The 16,437-nt window shown below is 68.7% G+C and carries 17 protein-coding genes; 10 read left to right on the top strand and 7 right to left on the bottom strand.

Features of this window, described 5'->3' with window-relative positions; translation table 11 throughout:
• The coding region (locus tag C6P64_RS12505) for a hypothetical protein (protein WP_146115917.1) at positions 1-179 on the bottom strand (179 nt) is incomplete at its 3' end.
• Between the two features lie 12 nt (positions 180-191).
• Positions 192-1,193, bottom strand: coding sequence for a type I glyceraldehyde-3-phosphate dehydrogenase (gap, locus tag C6P64_RS12500; RefSeq protein ID WP_105748898.1), 1,002 nt, complete (start codon positions 1,191-1,193; stop codon positions 192-194).
• A 199-nt stretch (positions 1,194-1,392) separates the two neighbouring features.
• Between gap and C6P64_RS12495 the strand changes: the two genes are divergently transcribed.
• The 4 genes from C6P64_RS12495 to C6P64_RS12480 are packed head-to-tail and all read left to right on the top strand — an operon-like array spanning position 1,393 to position 4,938.
• Positions 1,393-2,037 (top strand): nucleoside/nucleotide kinase family protein, encoded by a 645-nt coding sequence (locus tag C6P64_RS12495; RefSeq protein ID WP_105748900.1) that lies wholly within the window; start codon positions 1,393-1,395, stop codon positions 2,035-2,037.
• 35 nt (positions 2,038-2,072) lie between these two features.
• Positions 2,073-3,062, top strand: coding sequence for a Gfo/Idh/MocA family protein (locus C6P64_RS12490; protein ID WP_105748897.1), 990 nt, complete (start codon positions 2,073-2,075; stop codon positions 3,060-3,062).
• Positions 3,059-4,267 (top strand): AGE family epimerase/isomerase, encoded by a 1,209-nt coding sequence (locus C6P64_RS12485; protein WP_105748896.1) that lies wholly within the window; start codon positions 3,059-3,061, stop codon positions 4,265-4,267. Before C6P64_RS12490 ends, C6P64_RS12485 begins: the two co-directional genes overlap by 4 nt.
• 11 nt (positions 4,268-4,278) lie before the next feature.
• Positions 4,279-4,938, top strand: a complete 660-nt coding sequence (locus C6P64_RS12480; protein WP_105748895.1) for an HAD family hydrolase — start codon at positions 4,279-4,281, stop codon at positions 4,936-4,938.
• A gap of 7 nt (positions 4,939-4,945) precedes the next feature.
• On the opposite strand, the gene C6P64_RS12475 is transcribed toward C6P64_RS12480, so the two are convergent.
• The 5 genes from C6P64_RS12475 to C6P64_RS12455 form a co-directional block, all read right to left on the bottom strand.
• On the bottom strand, positions 4,946-6,190 hold the full coding sequence (locus tag C6P64_RS12475) for an ROK family transcriptional regulator (protein ID WP_105748899.1): 1,245 nt from the start codon (positions 6,188-6,190) through the stop codon (positions 4,946-4,948).
• 27 nt (positions 6,191-6,217) lie between these two features.
• A complete protein-coding gene (locus tag C6P64_RS12470) occupies positions 6,218-6,661 on the bottom strand; it encodes an RbsD/FucU family protein (protein WP_105748894.1) in 444 nt (147 codons plus the stop codon).
• A 32-nt stretch (positions 6,662-6,693) separates the two neighbouring features.
• Complete coding sequence (locus C6P64_RS12465) at positions 6,694-7,494, bottom strand: ATP-binding cassette domain-containing protein (RefSeq protein ID WP_105748893.1); 801 nt, start codon at positions 7,492-7,494, stop codon at positions 6,694-6,696.
• Position 7,495: 1 nt separating this feature from the next.
• Positions 7,496-8,455 carry an ABC transporter permease gene (locus C6P64_RS12460; protein ID WP_105748892.1) on the bottom strand — a complete coding sequence of 320 codons (960 nt, stop codon included), beginning with the start codon at positions 8,453-8,455 and terminating at the stop codon, positions 7,496-7,498.
• Positions 8,456-8,551: 96 nt separating this feature from the next.
• Positions 8,552-9,559 (bottom strand): sugar ABC transporter substrate-binding protein, encoded by a 1,008-nt coding sequence (locus C6P64_RS12455; RefSeq protein ID WP_105748891.1) that lies wholly within the window; start codon positions 9,557-9,559, stop codon positions 8,552-8,554.
• A 219-nt stretch (positions 9,560-9,778) separates the two neighbouring features.
• Here C6P64_RS12455 and C6P64_RS12450 point away from each other — a divergent pair, with 219 nt between their 5' ends.
• From C6P64_RS12450 to C6P64_RS12425, 6 genes are all read left to right on the top strand, one after another.
• Entirely contained in the window at positions 9,779-10,705 is a 927-nt protein-coding gene (locus C6P64_RS12450) for a PfkB family carbohydrate kinase (RefSeq protein ID WP_105748890.1), read from the top strand.
• A 65-nt stretch (positions 10,706-10,770) separates the two neighbouring features.
• A complete protein-coding gene (gene zwf / locus C6P64_RS12445; protein WP_105748889.1) occupies positions 10,771-12,234 on the top strand; it encodes a glucose-6-phosphate dehydrogenase in 1,464 nt (487 codons plus the stop codon).
• 4 nt (positions 12,235-12,238) lie between these two features.
• Positions 12,239-12,982, top strand: coding sequence for a 6-phosphogluconolactonase (gene pgl / locus C6P64_RS12440; protein ID WP_105748888.1), 744 nt, complete (start codon positions 12,239-12,241; stop codon positions 12,980-12,982).
• A 17-nt stretch (positions 12,983-12,999) separates the two neighbouring features.
• A complete protein-coding gene (gene edd, locus C6P64_RS12435; RefSeq protein WP_105748887.1) occupies positions 13,000-14,844 on the top strand; it encodes a phosphogluconate dehydratase in 1,845 nt (614 codons plus the stop codon).
• 47 nt (positions 14,845-14,891) lie between these two features.
• A complete protein-coding gene (locus C6P64_RS12430) occupies positions 14,892-15,539 on the top strand; it encodes a bifunctional 4-hydroxy-2-oxoglutarate aldolase/2-dehydro-3-deoxy-phosphogluconate aldolase (protein WP_105748886.1) in 648 nt (215 codons plus the stop codon).
• 25 nt (positions 15,540-15,564) lie between these two features.
• Positions 15,565-16,437: glucose-6-phosphate isomerase (locus C6P64_RS12425; RefSeq protein ID WP_483869225.1), on the top strand; the 873-nt coding region annotated here is incomplete at its 3' end.

Below are 16,437 nucleotides of genomic sequence, written 5' to 3'. Positions count from 1 at the left end.
GGGGCGCGGTTGTGGCCGCGGCGGCGCGGCCGGGGGGCTCCGGGCGGGCGGGGGGGGCCCCCCGACGGCACGGCCGCGCGGCCCATCACGCCGCTTTCCAGCAGCACGTCGCATTCGACGGTGGGGTTGCCGCGGCTGTCGAGCACTTCACGGCCGACGATATCAACGATTGCACTCATGTCCGGTTTCCTTCAGCCTTGAGCCACCACGCGCGCCATCTCGAGGCACTTGTTCGAGTAGCCCCACTCGTTGTCGTACCAGCTGACCACCTTGATGAAGGTGCCGTCGAGCGCGATGCCGGCATCGGCGTCGAACACGCTGGTGCAAGGCTCGCCGCGGAAGTCCGTCGAGACCACCTTGTCCTCGGTGTAGCCCAGCACCCCCTTGAGCGCGCCTTCGCTCTGCGCCTTCATCTCGGCGCAGATCTCGGCGTAGCTGGCAGCGTTTTCCAGCTCGACCGTCAGGTCGACCACCGAGACGTCGCTGGTCGGCACGCGAAACGCCATGCCGGTCAGCTTGCCCTTGATTGCCGGGATCACCACGCCGACCGCCTTGGCCGCGCCGGTGCTGCTCGGGATGATGTTCTCCAGGATGCCGCGGCCGCCGCGCCAGTCCTTGTTGCTCGGGCCGTCGACGGTCTTCTGGGTCGCGGTCGCCGCATGCACCGTGGTCATCAGGCCGCGCTTGATGCCCCACTTGTCGTTGAGCACCTTGGCCACCGGGGCCAGGCAGTTGGTGGTGCAGCTCGCGTTGCTGACGATGGCCTCGCCAGCGTAGCTCTGGTGGTTGACGCCGTAGACGAACATCGGCGTGTCGTCCTTGCTCGGCGCCGAGATCACGATCTTCCTGGCGCCTGCGGCCAGATGCTTGCCGGCGCCGGCCTGGTCGAGGAAGAGGCCGGTCGACTCGACCACGACCTCGGCGCCGACCTCGCCCCACTTGAGGTTGGCCGGATCGCGCTCCTGGGTCAGGCGGATGGCACGGCCATTGACCACCAGGGTGTTGCCCTCTACCCTTACCTCGCCGTCGAAGCGGCCGTGCACGCTGTCGTACTTGAGCATGTAGGCCAGGTAATCGGGTTCCAGCAGGTCGTTGATGCCGACCACCTCGATATCCTTGAAGTTCTGCACGGCGGCGCGGAATACCATGCGTCCGATGCGGCCGAAGCCGTTGATTCCGATCTTGATTGTCATGTCTGTCTCCTGTAGGGTGGCAAGCGGCGATGCGCTGGGCATTGCGCCGGTGAATGGACCAATGCTAGCGAAAACAGGTAACTTAGTTACTAATAGACGGCCATGAAACGGGTTGTTCTGGTGTCGTAACCTGATGGGCTGCGTCGGATCGGCCGGCGAAGGCGTCCAATCCGGAATGAAGCAAAAGACCGAGCCAGCCATGACAGACCTGAAACCCCAGCCACCGCTCCCCCTTGACTGCTTGCAGCGCATCGACCAGCTGCTGGCAGGCGGCGGCCGCTGCCTGCTCGGCCTGGTGGGGGCGCCCGGTGCCGGCAAGTCGACCTTGGCTGCTGCCTTGCAGCAGCGCCTCGGGATGCTGGCCCAGGTGGTGCCAATGGATGGCTTTCACCTGGCCAATGTCGAGCTGCAGCGGCTGGGACTGGCCGACCGCAAGGGCGCCCCCGAGACCTTCGACAGTGCGGGCTATCTCGCGCTGCTGCGCCGGCTGCGCGACCAAGGGTCTGGCGAGCGGGTCTATGCGCCCGAGTTCAGGCGCGAGATCGAGGAGCCGGTGGCCGGCGCGATTGGCGTGGCGCCGGAAACCCGGCTCGTGATCACCGAGGGCAACTACCTGCTGCTGGATCACGGACACTGGGCGGATGTCGCCGGCCTGCTCGACGAGGTCTGGTATGTCGAGCCCGACGAGCCCTTGCGGCTGCAGCGCCTGCTGCAGCGGCACATGGCCTTTGGCCGCAGCGAAGCGGCGGCACGCGACTGGATCGCGTCCACCGACGAGCCCAATGCGCGGCTGATCGAGGCGAGCCGGCACCGGGCCGACCGGGTGCTGAACTGGAACGACTGACACCTGGACACCAGGAACCGGACAGGAGAGACGAGATGAAATGGGCTTTTGTCGGCGCGAGCAATATCGCGTCGGAATGGATGATCGGTGCGGTGCGCGCCCTGGGCGACGAGGTGGTGGCGGTGGTTTCGGGCAGCGCCGAACGGGCCCAGGCCTTTGCCAGCCAGCACCGGATCCGGCACGCACTGACCGACATCCGGGCGCTGGCTGGGCTCGGGCTCGATGCGGTCTATGTGTCCTGCACCAATGACCAGCATGAGGCTGCCGTGCTGCAGGCCGCCGCCATGGGCTGCCATGTGCTGTGCGAGAAGCCGCTGGCACTCGACCTGGCGGCAGCGCGGCGCATGGTGGACGCCTGTGCCGCGGCTGGCGTCGTCATGGGCACCAATCACCATCTGCGCCACAACAGCGCGCACCGCCAGATGCGAGGCGTATTGCGCCAGCAGGGCCTGGGCCGGCTGGTGGCAGCCCGGATCAGCCATTCGGTGTTCCTGCGCGCCCAGCTGCAGGGCTGGCGCATCGACCGCCCGCAGGCGGGCGGCGGCGTCGTGCTCGACATCGCGGTGCACAATGCCGACTCGCTGGCCTTCCTGCTCGGCGAATACCCGGTCGAGGTCATGGCCATGACCCAGGCCAGCGGCATGGGCCAGGGCGTCGAGGACAACGCGATGTCGCTCTGGCAGTTCGCCAGCGGCCTGTGCGCCTTCACCCACCAGGGCTTCAACACGCCGCACGCGTCGAACCGGCTCGAGATCCTGGGCGACCGGGCCAGCCTGGAGGCGCGCGGCGTGCTGAACCAGGCGCCGGGTGGCGAGCTGGTCTGGCGGCGCAGCGATGGCGACCTGTCGCTGCGGCTCGATCACGACAACCTGTATCTGCGCGGGCTGCGCGAGATGCACCAGGCGATTGCCGGCCAGCCGCATGACATGGCCACCGGCGAGGCGGGGCTCAAGTCGCTGGCGGTCGCCTTGGCCGTGCTCGAGAGCGCGCGCACCGGCCGGCGCGTGGCGGTGGACTACGCATGACGGCGCCCGTTCCTGCCGCGGCATTCGAGAGCCGCGCCTTCTTGCAGGCGCACATCAAGCACACGCTGGCCTTCTACGAGCGCAGCGCCTACGACCCGGACGGCGGCTTCTTCCACTACCTGCTCGATGATGGCAGCGTCTACGAGCGCGGGCACCGGCATCTGGTCAGCGCGACCCGCTATGTTTTCAACTGGAGCCTGGCGCATCGCCATGGCGGCTTAGCGCGGCACCGGGACTGGGCCGCCCATGGCCTGGCCCATCTGCAGCAGGCTTTTCTGCTGCCGCCGGGGCATCCGAATGCCGGCCTGTATGCCTGGACCGTGCGCGATGGCCGGGTCGAGGATGACCGGGCCCTGGCCTATGGCCAGGCCTTCGTGCTGCTGGCCCTGAGCCAGGCCTGCCGCATCGGGCTGGCGACCCAGCAGCAGGTGGCGGCCGCCTTCGCCCGCATGGAGGATGCCTTCTACCTGCCAGCGCAACGCGCCTATGCCGACGAGCGCGGCGCAGGCGGCATCCTGTCGGACTACCGGGGCCAGAATGCCAACATGCACCAGTGCGAGGCCTGCCTGGCGGCCTACGAGGCCACGGGCGAGGCGCGCTACCTGGAGCGCGCCGCAAGCCTGATCGAGCGCTTCGCCTTCGAGCTGGCCGACCCGACCAGCGGCCTGATCTGCGAACATTACGACCTGGACTGGCAGCCCGACTGGCAGTACAACGCCGGGCGGCGCGACGACATCTTCAAGCCCTGGGGCTACCAGACCGGGCACCAGACCGAATGGGCCAAGCTGATGCTGCAGGCCCATGCGCTGCGTCCGCAGCGGCGCTGGCTCGATCGCGCCGCCGAGCTGCAGCTGGCGGCCTGGCGCCATGGCTGGGACCAGCAGCATGGCGGGCTGATCTACGGCTTCGGACCCGACGGCTCGCCCTGGGACAGCGACAAGTATTTCTGGGTCCAGGCCGAGACGCTGGCCAGTGCCTGGCGCCTGTGGCGCGCGACGGAGGAGCCGCAGTTCCGCCAGCAGTACCTCGACGGCTGGGCCTGGAGCTGGCGCCACCTGGTCGACCACCAGCATGGGGCCTGGTTCCGCATCGTCGCGGCCGACGGAGCCAAGCTCGAGAACACCAAGTCACCGGCCGGCAAGACCGATTACCACACGCTGGGCGCCTGCTGGGACATCCTGGCCGCTGGCGGCCTCTCCGATTGAAACTCCAGCCCATGCCCCATCTGATTTTCGACATGGATGGCACCATCATCGACTCGATGCCGGTGCACCGCAGCAGCTGGGCCCGGTTCGCGGCCCGCCACGGCCTGAGCGAGCAGGCCCATGAACTCGAGCGCGCGACCAGCGGGCGCACCGGCGTCGAGGGCATGCGCGCCTTGTTCGGTGCCGCTCTGCCGCTGAAGCTGGCCCAGGCCTATGTGCACGAGAAGGAAACGCTGTACCGCGAGCAGTTCGGCGCGCAGTTCCGCTGGGTCAATGGCTTCGAGCGCTTCGCGCTGCGCGCGCGTCGCCTGGGCCTGCGCTGCGGTCTGGGCACGGCGGGCGACCGACACAACATCCGCTTCTGCCTCGAGCGGCTGCCCGGTCCCGAGCTCGCCGGTCTGTTCGAGGTCTGCGTCGGTGGCGACGAGGGCCTGCCGGGAAAGCCCGATCCGGCCATCTTCCTGGCGGTGGCGCAGCGCATGGGCGTGTCGCCCGCCGATTGCCTGGTGTTCGAGGACACGCCGGCGGGCATCGCGGCGGCGGGACGTGCCGGCATGCGCGCGATCGCGCTGCTGACCAGCCACAGCGCCGAGGAGCTTGCCGCCCCCCATGTGCTGGCCGCCGTGCCCGACTATGAAGCCCTGCTGGCCTCGCCGCATTGCCCGTTCTGAGCGCGACTCAGAGGTCCTGCTTGAGGAAGATGTCCTTGTCGGGGAAGAACTGGGTGTGCAGCGGCAGCAGCGCGCCGCCGAGCGCGCGGGCATGGGCGCCGACCTGGCCCATCTCGAGCCGGCCGGGTCGAACGATGCCGACCAGCGGGTAGGACTCCAGCACCTGGCGCGTTCTGCCCAGCAGGGCCTCGAGCAGGGGCCTGGACAGCGAGCCGTCCAGCACCACCGCATCCAGATCGAGCAGCGCGGTGGCGGACGTGATCGTCATGGCCAGCGCATCGGCTGCCGTCTCGAGCCAGGGCCGGGTCAGCGCTTCGTAGGCCGGATCGGTGATCGCGTCGTCATGGATCAGCTGCGGGTCGAGGCCGGCCTGGATCAGCGCCTGCTCGAGCTGCCAACCCGAGGACTGCTCGAGCAGCTGGGCCGGCCGGCCACTGCGGGCCATGCCCAGCGGCAGCGAGCCGATGGCGCCCGCGTTGCCGCGCTCGCCCGGCAGCAGATGGCCCGACAGCACCAGCCCGCCACCGACGAAGGTGCCGACGAAGACATACAGGAAGCTGCGCAGCTGCTGGCCGTGGCCTTGCAGCAGTTCGGCCGTGCAGGCGGCAATCGTGTCCTTGGCGAAGACGACCGGCAGCTCGGTCAGCGCCTGCACCCGCTCGGGCAGGTCGACGCCTTCCCACCGGGCCATGGCCGGTGCTGCCTCGGGACCGAGCAGGTCGGCCCACTGGTGCAGGAACAGCGGCGCCGACAGCCCCAGTCCGACCACGCGCGCCCAGCGTTCGCCCATCTGGCCGCGCAGCGCCCTGAGCGCCGAGGCGATGTGCAGCAGCACCTCGTCCGGGTCCGGCCAGGCATAGTGGAACACATGCTGGTGCCGGATCTGGCCGCTGAAGTCCAGCACCAGCACTTCCATGCTGCGGCGTCCGACCTGGACGCCGACGCTGAAGGCACCCTCGGGATTGAGCGACAGCGGGATCGAGGGCTGGCCGATGCGACCGCGCACCCGCTCCTGCTTGAGCAGCAAGCCCTCATCCAGCAGCCGCTCGACGATCACCGAGACCGTCTGGTTCGACAGCTGGGTCAGGCGCGCCAGGTCCGCCTTCGGGATCGCGCCATGCAGGCGTATCGTCTGCAGCACGATGCGCTCGTTGAATTGGCGCATGCCGCGCTGGTTGGAGCCGCGCATGGCGCGCGTCACCTCGGCGGTGGGCGCGGAATACGAGACAGCGGGGGATTTGGCGCGGGGCATGGTCAAGACGAGGCAGCAGGAGGGCGATCAGGGCAGGATGACGCCCTTGCAGAGTATCGCATTGCCGAAAGCCGTCGCCTCGCCGCTCTGCACGATCAGGCTGGCCTGCGCGATGCGCTCGTAGAAGGCGAAGCGCTCGATCGGCTCGACCTGCTCCGCCGCCAGGCCCTCGAGCTGCTGCACCAGGGCGATGAAGGCCGACTGCGCGCCCGTGGTCTCGCCGATGGGCAGTCCGCTGTGCTGCATGTAGCCGGCCGGCTGCGCCACGTCGACCGCGAGCGGAAAGACCGACAGCACGGCCTGCGCCACGCGCTCGAGGCTGTGGCCGGGCAGGCGCACCACCGGCTTGCCCTTGGCCAGGAAGTCGGCGGTGAAGTTGGCATCCACCACCGCTACCCATTCGCCGTGGCCCATGGCGCACAGGTGCATCAGCAGTTCCGGCGTCAGCAGGGGATCGATTCCCTTGAGCATCTGTTGTCCTTTTCTCTGGGGTGAGGCCGCGTTCAGTGCGCCAGTGCCTGGTGCGGCAGCTCGGCGGCGGATTTCGCGCCCGTCATGACGGCCACGGTGTCGCTCATGCTGATGTGCTTGGGGTCGACCACCGCGGCGCGCTTGCCCAGGCGGGCGATGTGGATGCGGTCGGCGATCTCGAACACATGCGGCATGTTGTGGCTGATCAGGATCACCGACAGCCCCTTGTCGCGCACGCGCCGGATCAGCTCGAGCACCATGTTTCCTTCCTTGACGCCGAGCGCCGCGGTCGGCTCGTCGAGGATGACGACATGCTCGGCAAACGCGGCCGCACGCGCCACCGCCACGCACTGGCGCTGGCCGCCCGACAGGGTCTCGACCGCCTGGTTCATCGAGCGGATGCCGACCTTGAGGTCGTTCATGCGCGCGATGCTTTCCTCCAGCATCTTCTTCTTGTCGATCATCTGGAACCAGCTGCCCAGCAGGCCGGGGCGGCGCAGTTCACGGCCGAGGAACAGGTTCTCGGCGATCGTCATGGCCGGGGCCACTGCCAGGTCCTGGTAGACGGTCTCGATGCCGGCACGGCGGGCATCGATCGGGCTCTTGAACTGGATGGGCTGGCCATCGAGGAAGACCTCGCCCTGGTCGGGAATGGTCGCGCCCGACAGGGCCTTGATCAGGCTGGACTTGCCGGCACCGTTGTCGCCGATGACGGCCAGGATCTCGCCGGCGCGCAGCTCGAAGTCGGCGCCATCGAGGGCGGTGACCTGGCCGTAGCGTTTGACCAGGCTCTTGGCCTGCATCACGATCGGAGCGTTGGAGTGGGCGGTCATTTCAGCGGGCTCCCTTGCGCGAGAGTTGGTCGGTGGCGACGGCCAGGATCACCAGGATGCCGGTCACCAGGATTTGATAGACGGAGGACACGCCCATGAGGGTGAGGCCGTTGCGGAACACGCCGACGATCAGCGCGCCGACCAGGGTGCCGAGCACGATGCCGCGGCCGCCGAACAGGCTGGTGCCGCCGAGCACGACGGCCGTGATGGCATCGAGGTTCTCGGTCTGGCCGGCGTTCGGGTCGCCGGCGCCGGTGCGCGCCACGCTCAGCAGCGAGGCGATGCCGTAGAACACGCCGGCGATCACATAGACCGACAGCAGCACCTTGTCGGTGGCAATGCCGGTCAGGCGGGTGGCCTCGGGGTTGTTGCCGACCGCATAGACATGGCGGCCGGGCTTGGTCTCGCGCAGCGCGAACCAGGTCAGCAGGTAGAGCGCGAGCATCAGCACCGCACCGTAGACTATCGCCGTGTCGCCGACGTGGAAGGTATTGCCCAGCAGGGTCATGCCGTCCGGGATGTCGGTGACGGTCTGCGACTTGGAATAGAGCTGGGTGGCCGCGAAGGCAATGTTGAGCGTGCCCAGCGTGACGATGAAGGGCGGCAGCTTGACCTTGGTCACCAGCAGGCCGTTGACCAGGCCGAACAGCGTGGTGACGGCAATGCCGCAGGCGATGGCTGCCGGTGCCGGCAGTCCGTAGTCGGCCGCGATCTTGGTCATCACGACGCTGCCCAGCGCCATCACCATGCCGCAGCTCAGGTCGATGCCGGCGGTCAGGATGATCAGGCTCTGGCCGATCGCGATCACGCCCACCACCATGACCTGCTGCAGGATCAGCGAGAAGTTCTGCGTCGACAGGAAGCGTTCGCTCTGGGTGGCGAAGAACAGGCAGGCCAGCAGCAGCGCAATGAATGGCCCCAGGGTGGCGATGGGCGGTAACTTGATGGAGGTCTTATTCATGTCTGGGCAGGGCTGGACAAGAAGAAAAGATAAGGCGGCACGGGTCGCATCCAATGGTGCTGGGACGCGTGCCGCCCGGAACGGCTCAGGCGAGGCTTACTTGTTGCCCCAGCACAGCTCGGTGCCGGTCTTGACGTCCTTGCTGTCGACGCCTGCTTGCGCCTTGTTGGCGATCAGGGTCACGCCGGTGTCGATGTAGCCGCTGACCTTCTTGCCGGTCTTGGCGTACTCGACGCCAGCGGCCACGCCCATCGCGGCCATGCGCAGCGGGTACTGCTGGCTGGTCGCGGCGATGATGCCCTTGCCCACGTCGGCGATGCCGGCGCAGCCGCCGTCGACCGAGACGATCACGACATCCTTGTCCTTGCCGGCGGCCTTGAGCGCGTTGTACGCGCCAGCGGCGGCCGGTTCGTTGATGGTGTAGACCAGGTTGATGGTCGGGTTCTTCTGCAGGCAGTTCTCCATGCCGGTCTGGCCCTTGGAGCGGTCGCCGTAGCTGTCGGCCATGCAGACGACTTCGGCCGGCTTGGCCAGCTCGTTGCTCTTGGCGTCGAGGGACTGCAGGCCGTAGCCCTTCAGGAAGCCGTTGTGGCGCTGCGCACCGACCGGGTGGCCTGGGAACAGGTCGAGCGTGGCGATGACGGGCTTCTTGCCGCCGAGCGCTGCCTTGGCGTAGGCACCGATCAGCTCGCCGGCCTTGTAGTTGTTGGTCGCGAACAGCGCATCGGTGGCATCCTGCGGGTCGGCCGGGCTGTCGAGCGCGATCACCATCACGCCCTGGGCGCGCGCCTTCTTGATCGCCGGCACGATGGCCTTGGAGTCGCTCGGGGTGATCAGGATGGTCTTGGCACCGGCCGCGATCATGTTCTCCATCGCGGTGACCTGGCCGGCGTTGTCGCCGTCGCTCTTGCCGGCGCCGCTCAGCAGCTTGGCGCCGAGCTTCTTGGCTTCGGCGTCCGCACCTTCCTTCATCTTGACGAAGAAGGGGTTGGTTTCGGTCTTGGTGATCAGGCCAATCACCGGCTCGGCGGCTTGCGCGGCAAAGGCGGTGGCGACCGATGCGGCGATCAGGCCCAGACGGATCGTGGTGGTGGGAAAGGACATTCTTGCTCCTCGTTGACGAGTGGTGGAGGGCTCTGGCCGTGGATTCGGCCAGTAGCCGACGACAAGGGTAAGTCACCGCCTGCCGTGCCGCTAGTGTGCAACAGCCGAAAGACTAAATCAATCTGATTTAGTTAGTGATTTCCCTAATAAACATGTACCTCGGTTACGGCGACACTCGTGCCAAAGGGGCCGCGACCGGCCCGAACTCAAGGAAACGGAATGACAGCATCCCTCGTGATCCTGGGCGAAGCGCTCATGGACTGCATCACGCAAGACGACGGCAGCCTGCTGCCGCTGATGGGCGGCAGCCCCTTCAACCTGGCGCGCGCCGCTGCCTTGCAAGGCGGACAGGTCGGCTACCTGTCACCCTTCTCGAGCGACAGCTTCGGCCAGCAGCTCAAGGCGCTCTGTCTGGCCGACGGCGTGCAGGCGCTGAGCCCGGACAGCCGCCATCCAACCTCGCTGGCGGTGGTGACGCTGCGCCATGGCCAGCCCAGCTACGGCTTCTACCGCGAAGGCATTGCCGACCGCGACTACCAGCCAGAGGCGGTGCTGCGCCTCCTGCAGACGCTGCCGCCCGGCATCCTGCATACCGGCTCGCTGATGCTGGTGCCGCCCGAGAACGCGAAGATCATGCAGGTCATTGCCGGCGCGCGCGCGCTGGGCTGGACGATCAGCATCGACGTCAACCTCAGGCCCCGGGTGGCGGAGGACCTGCCAGCCTATTGTCGCGCAGTGCTGCAGGCGGTCGAGCTGGCCGACTGGGTCAAGGCCAGCGACGAGGACCTCGAGATCCTGGGCTTTGGCGCGGCCAGCCTGGCAACGGCCGACGAATTGCGGCAACGCCTGGCGCGCGGCGCCAACCAGCGTGTCGCGCTGACCTTTGGCGCCGCCGGCGCCTACCTCTGGGTCGAGGGCGAGCAGGCATCCGCCAGCGCGCCGCGCGTCGAGCTGGTCGACACCGTGGGCGCTGGCGACACCTTCTGGGGCAGCTGCCTGGCGGACTGGGCGGGCCAGCCCGACGCCGCCGCGAGGGTGGAGCAGACGCTGCAGCGTGCCATGAAGGCGGCCGCGATCAACTGCAGTCGCAAGGGCTGCCAGCCGCCGCGGCTGCTGGAGCTGGTCCAGGATGAAACCATCCTGTAACTGCATTACCGTTATACGGATCAAATACAAGTAACATAGTTACAAACTCCAGAGACATGAAATCCATGAACGCCGTTGCCCCTTCTCCGATCGACATCATCATCTTTGGTGGCGCCGGTGACCTGTCCTGGCGCAAGCTGCTGCCCTCGCTCTACATGGCTCATCTGCACGGGCGCCTGGTTGACAACTGCCGGATCGTTGGCGTGGGACGCAACGACTGGAATGGCGAGCAATATGCCGCCTTCATCGACAAGACCTCGCGTGCCCATGTGGAGGCCTCTGCCCTGCAGGAGCCGGCCTGGCAGAACTTCCTGCGGCGGCTCGATTTCGTCAGCCTGGATGCCACCGCCGGCGAGGGCTACGCCCGGCTGGCTGCCGCCTGCCAGCCCGGCTCGACCAAGGTGTTCTACCTGGCGACGGCACCGGTGCTGTTCAGCCAGATCGCCGAGAACCTGAGTCGCGCCCAGCTGATCGACGGCCAGTGCCGCGTGGTGCTGGAAAAGCCCCTGGGCCACGACCTGCCCTCGGCACAGGCCATCAACGAGGCCGTCGCACGCCATTTCCAGGAAAACCAGATCTACCGCATCGACCACTACCTTGGCAAGGAAACGGTGCAGAACCTGATGGTGCTGCGCTTTGGCAACGCCATCCTCGAGCCGCTGTGGCGTGCCCCCTACATCAAGAGCGTGCAGATCACGGCCGCCGAGACCGTTGGGGTTGGCACCCGGGCCGGCTTCTACGACCACACCGGCGCGATGCGCGACATGGTGCAGAACCACCTGCTGCAGCTGCTGTGCATCGTCGCGATGGAGGCGCCGATCTCGCTCGATTCGGACGATGTACGCAACGAGAAGCTCAAGGTGCTGCGTTCGCTGCGCAAGTTGAGCCTGGCCGACCTCCAGCGCGACACGGTGCGCGGCCAGTACACCGCGGGCGTGGTGGACGGCCAGCAGGTCAAGGGCTATCTGCAGGAGGCCGACGTGCCCGAGTGCAGCGACACCGAGACCTTCGTCGCGATCCGGGCCCAGATCAACAACGCGCGCTGGGCTGGCGTGCCCTTCTTCTTGCGCACCGGTAAGCGGATGCAGAAGCGCCATTCCGAGATCATCATCGAGTTCTCCGACCCGCCGTTCTCGATCTTTGCCGACCAGCCGGCGGCCAGCCACCCGAACCGGCTCATCATCACGCTGCAGCCCGAGGAGTCGGTCAAGCTGCAGATGATGGCCAAGGAGCCGGGCTCTGGCATGAAGATGCGCCCGGTGCACCTGAACCTGGACCTGCAGTCGGCCTTCACCGAGCGCCGCGCCGAGGCCTACGAGCGGCTGCTGATCGACGTCATCAAGGGCCGGCTGACCCACTTCATGCGCCGCGACGAGCTGGAAGCGGCCTGGAAATGGGCCGACCCGATCCTGGAAGGCTGGAAGCAGCTGGCCGACAAGCCCAAGCCCTATCCGGCCGGCAGCTGGGGTCCGGCGGCTTCGTCGGCGCTGGTGGCGCGCGAGGACGCGGTCTGGGCGGAGGCGCAGTAAGGCCATGACAGCCACCGAACACGCGAGCACCGCGACGCAGTCGAACTGGATCACCCGGGACTACCACGCGGCCGCCGAGCTGGCCCAGGCGATCGCGGATGCGCTGCGCGCCGCGATCGGCGCACGCGGCCAGGCGCTGCTGGCGGTCTCGGGCGGCCGGTCGCCGCTGGCCTTGTTTGCTGCCCTGCGCGAGCAGGAGCTGCCCTGGGAACGGGTCACGGTGCTGCTGGCCGACGAGCGCTGCGTGCCGCCCGATCATGCCGACAGCAACAGCGCGCTGGTGCGCGAGCAGCTGCTGCAAGGCCGCGCGGCCGCGGCAAGCTGGCAGCCCTTCTTTGGCCAGCTGCCCGGCGGGGACAGTGCCGACTGGTCCGAGGCCGAACTGGCGGCGCTGGCCGACGGTGCCAATGCGGCCCTGGCCGCCCTGCCCTGGCCGCTCGACGTGCTGGTGCTCGGCATGGGCGAGGACGGCCACACCGCCTCGCTGTTCCCGGCCTCGCCGGGCCTGGAGGCGGCCTTGCATTCCAGCGCCCGGGTGGCCTGGGTCAGGCCGGTCGCCGCAGCGCATTCCAGGCTTACGCTGACATTGCCCACGCTGCTCGAAGCCGGCTCCGTTTTCCTGCCACTGGCCGGAGCCGCCAAGCTGGCCGTGTTCGCGCGGGCCAGCCAAGGTCCGCAGCCCGAACTCCCGATCTCGCTCGTCCTGCATGGTGCCCGGCACCCGGTGCAGGTCTGGCTTACCCCCTGACACCCGAAAGGTCCCCCATGTCATCCGACGCCCTGCCCACCCCACTCCACCCCGTGCTGGATCTTGTCACCCGGCGCGTGATCGAGCGCAGCCGCGACAGCCGCGCGGCCTATCTGCGCACCATGGCGTCGCTGCGCAAGCCCGGTCCCTACCGGGCCGGCATGGGTTGCGCCAATGCTGCGCACGCCTTCGCGGCCATGCCGGAGCAGGACAAGCTGGTGCTGCGGCAGGAGCGCGAGCCCAACCTCGGCATCGTGACCGCCTACAACGACATGCTGTCGGCGCATCAGCCCTACGAGCATTACCCGGAGCAGATCCGCGCCACCGCGCGCCAGCTCGGCGCGACCGCGCAGGTCGCCGGCGGCGTGCCGGCCATGTGCGACGGCGTCACCCAGGGCTACGAGGGCATGGAGCTGTCGCTGTTCTCGCGCGACGTGATCGCCATGGCGGCGGCGGTGGCGCTGTCGCACAATGTGTTCGACAGCGTGCTGTGTCTGGGCATCTGCGACAAGATCGTGCCGGGACTGGTGATCGGCGCGCTGCAGTTCGGCCATCTGCCGGCGGTGTTCGTGCCGGCCGGCCCGATGACCTCGGGCCTCTCGAACGACGACAAGGCCCGGGTGCGCCAGCAATACGCCCAGGGCCTGGTCGACCGCCAGGCGCTGCTCGCGGCCGAGGAAGCCGCCTACCACGGTGCCGGCACCTGCACCTTCTACGGCACGGCCAACTCCAACCAGATGCTGATGGAGATCATGGGCCTGCAGCTGCCGGGTTCCTCCTTCGTCAACCCGGGCACCCCGTTGCGCCAGGCGCTGACCGACTTCGCGGTCTGGCGCGCGCTGCGCATGCGCGCCGGCGGCCCCGAGCCGCTGGGCATGGCCGAGGTGATCGACGAGAAGGCGATCGTCAACGGCATCGTCGGCCTGCTGGCAACCGGCGGCTCGACCAACCACACCCTGCACCTGGTCGCGATGGCGCGCGCCGCCGGCATCCGGATCGACTGGGACGACTTCGCCGAGCTGTCCGAGGCGGTGCCGCTGCTGGCGCGCGTCTACCCGAACGGCAAGGCCGACGTCAACCATTTCCACGCCGCCGGCGGCATGGGCTTCCTGATCGCGCAGCTGCTGCAGGCCGGCCTGCTGCACGCCGACGTCAACACCATCCTGGGCCATGGCCTGCACCGCTTCGCGGTCGAGCCCTGGCTCGACAACGGCCAGCTGGCCTGGCGCGCCGCGCCGCAGGCTTCGGCCGACGAGAGCGTGCTGCGCCCGGTCGCCGCCCCGTTCAGCGCCGACGGCGGCTTGAAGCGGCTGCGCGGCAACCTGGGCCGCGCCGTCGTCAAGACCTCAGCCGTCAAGCCCGAGCACCGCCTGGTGCATGCGCCGGCCGTCGTGGTCGAGAGCCAGCAGGCGCTGGCCGAGCTGTACAAGCAGGGCGCGCTCGAGCGCGACTTCGTCGCCGTGGTGCGCTTCCAGGGTCCGCAGGCCAATGGCATGCCCGAGCTGCACAAGCTCACCCCGATCCTGGGCATCCTGCAGGACAAGGGCTTCAAGGTCGCGCTGGTGACCGACGGCCGCATGTCGGGGGCTTCCGGCAAGGTGCCGGCCGCCATCCACGTCAGCCCCGAGGCCGTCAGCGGCGGCGCGATCGCCCGCGTGCAGGACGGCGACATGATCCGGCTCGACTGCGACGCCGGCCTGCTCGAGCTCGAGGTGGCCGACACCGAACTCGGGCAGCGCACCGCCAGCGCGCCCGATCTGTCGGCCAACGGCCATGGCTACGGCCGCGAGCTGTTCGGCCTGTTCCGTCGCAACGCCGGCTTGGCCGAGAACGGTGCCTCGGCGCTGTTTGGCAACGACTGAGCCCGCCTGCCGCTGCGCCATTCCCTGATCACCTGAAGCATTTACCCATGAACACCCCCGCCTCCCTGCCCCTGTTCCAGTCCCGCGTGGTCCCGGTCGTCGTCGTCTCCGATGCCGCCCAGGCCGTCCCGATGGCCGAAGCCCTGCTCGCCGGCGGCGTCGACGTGATGGAGATCACGCTGCGCAGCGCTGCGGCGCTGGCCGCCATCGAGGCCGTGGCGCGTGCCGTGCCGGCGATGCAGGTCGGCGCCGGCACCGTGACCCGTGCCAGCGAAGTGGCACAGGTGCAGGCCGCTGGCGCGCGCTTCGGCCTGTCGCCCGGCAGCACGCCCGAGCTGCTGGCGGCGGTCTGCGCCGCCGGACTGCCTTTCGTGCCTGGCGTGGCCAGCCCGAGCGAGGCGATGGCGGCACGCGATGCCGGCTTCACGCTGCTCAAGTGCTTCCCGGCCGCCCAGCTCGGCGGCGTCGAGGTGCTCAAGGCCTGGGGCGGTCCGCTGCCCGACCTGCGCTTCTGCCCGACCGGCGGCGTGTCGCTGGCGAACATGGGCAGCTTCCTGACCCTGCGCAACGTCGCGATGGTCGGCGGCTCCTGGCTCACGCCAGCCGCTGCCGTCGAGGCGGGCGACTGGGCCCAGATCACGCGCCTGGCGCGGGAGGCCACCGAGGCCGTCGCCGCGCTGCGAGCGACCCGCTGATGCGCCGGGCCGAGGAGACAAGACAATGAATACCCCCTTCACCCCCCCGCAGCAACGCGCCGCCTGGCAAAAACTCGCGCGGCTGGCACAAGGCGAGCTGCCGCATCTGCGCGAGCTGCTGGCCGATCAGTCCAGCCTGCGCGCCGACAGCCTGCAATCGAGCGCGGCCGGCCTGCAGCTCGACGCCAGTCGCCAGCAGGTCACGCCCGAGGTGCTGGCCGCCCTGCTCGAGCTGGCCGCCGAATCCCGCGTGCTCGAGCAGGCCGAAGCCCAGCGCCAGGGCCTGCCCATCAACGCGACCGAGAACCGCGCCGTGTTGCACATGGCGCTGCGCGGTGCCGACATGGCTGACGCTCCCTGGGGCGCGGCGGTATCGGAGGCGGTACGCCAGGAACTCGACCGCTTCCTCGACGCCGCCGAACGCATCCGCGACGGCCGCTGGCGGGGTCACCGCGGCCAGCGCATCGCCAACGTGATCAACATCGGCATCGGCGGCTCCGACCTGGGGCCGCGCATGGCGGTGCAGGCGCTCGACGCCTACGCCTCCAACGAGGTGCGGGTGCACTTCGTCTCCAACCCCGACGCCTGGGCCCTGCATTCGCTGTTGCGCTGGTGCAAGCCCGACAGCACGCTGTTCATCGTCCAGAGCAAGACCTTCACCACCCAGGAGACGCTGACGCTGGCGGCATCGGTCAAGCGCTGGCTGGCAGACCACGGCCTGAGCACATCGGAGCAGCAGGCCCAGCACCTGATCGCCGTGACCGCCTCGCCGGCGGTATCTGCCGCCCAGGGCTATGCCCCGGAAAACACCTTCGGCTTCTGGGACTGGGTCGGCGGACGCTACTCGGTCTGGTCGGCCATCGGCCTGCCGCTGGCGATCGCGATCGGCGCCAAGGCC

Origin of the sequence: Malikia granosa (assembly GCF_002980595.1) — a bacterium.
GTDB classification, from domain to species: domain Bacteria; phylum Pseudomonadota; class Gammaproteobacteria; order Burkholderiales; family Burkholderiaceae_C; genus Malikia; species Malikia granosa.
Note: the sequence above shows the minus strand (reverse complement) of the source record. Positions and strands in the feature narration are given on the sequence as shown.